This is a genomic window from Ferrimonas balearica, assembly GCF_019802085.1.
GTDB lineage: Bacteria > Pseudomonadota > Gammaproteobacteria > Enterobacterales > Shewanellaceae > Ferrimonas > Ferrimonas balearica_B.
The window spans coordinates 1-941 of record NZ_JAHVHV010000011.1 but is presented as its reverse complement, the minus strand read 5'-3'; the positions used below and the strand labels follow the sequence as shown (position 1 = coordinate 941).

The 941-nt window shown below is 48.5% G+C and carries 2 tRNA genes and 2 rRNA genes; all 4 read right to left on the bottom strand.

The features are described 5' to 3' along the window. Window positions 1-100 (bottom strand): 23S ribosomal RNA (locus tag KUV81_RS19645); the annotation flags it as partial. Window positions 101-377: 277 nt separating this feature from the next. Then, window positions 378-453 (bottom strand) — tRNA-Ala (locus tag KUV81_RS19640). A gap of 104 nt (window positions 454-557) precedes the next feature. Then, a tRNA-Ile gene (locus KUV81_RS19635) sits at window positions 558-634 on the bottom strand. A gap of 205 nt (window positions 635-839) precedes the next feature. Further along, a 16S ribosomal RNA gene (locus KUV81_RS19630) occupies window positions 840-941 on the bottom strand; the annotation flags it as partial.

Genomic DNA, 941 nt, shown 5'->3' with positions numbered 1-941 from the left:
AGTGGCTCTTACCGCCTCATCTGAGCTTTTCGCAGGTTAGCACGTCCTTCATCGCCTCTGACTGCCAAGGCATCCACCGTGTACGCTTAGTCGCTTAACCATACAACCCCAAGGGGTCTTGCTTGAGCTTTGGAAGAACCAAATCTCGTTGCAAACGAATCGAACTTTGCAAAGTCCGATGCGTATATGACGCAACCAAATGTTTCGTTACTCAGCTTTACGCTGAGTCGCCGGATATCAAGACACTTGCAAGAAGTTTACTCTTACAATTTCTCGAGAAATTTATCAGCTTATCCAAATTGTTAAAGAACAGGGCTTAAAAAAGCCAAAGGTAAATTTCGCAATTTATCTTTGGCCTCTTTGCCATAAAGAGTAAGTGGTGGAGCTAAGCGGGATCGAACCGCTGACCTCCTGCGTGCAAAGCAGGCGCTCTCCCAGCTGAGCTATAGCCCCTCCGTGGCTTTCAGCTAGCGTCCAAATCGAATTTAGGCGAGGCATTTAACGAGGAAGTTTGGTTAGCCAAACGACGAGTTAAATAACGAAGCATAAAGAAGATTTGGTGGGTCTGAGTAGATTTGAACTACCGACCTCACCCTTATCAGGGGTGCGCTCTAACCAACTGAGCTACAGACCCATTCTAGCTTGATCTTTGACTTCATTCCGTCGTTGAACTCCTCACTCCTCGGTCGCATAGTTCACTATGCTCCCTGCGGGGCTTGTCGTTCGCCTCGGCCTAAAGCCAAATCTCTGCGCGATAACCACTGAAGGTTATCGAGCCACTCTTTATCATCGTCAGACAATCTGTGTGAACACTCGACGCGGGCAAGAATTCATGTCGTTAAGGAGGTGATCCAGCCCCAGGTTCCCCTAGGGCTACCTTGTTACGACTTCACCCCAGTCATGAACCACAAAGTGGTGAGCGTCCTCCCGAAGGTTAAACT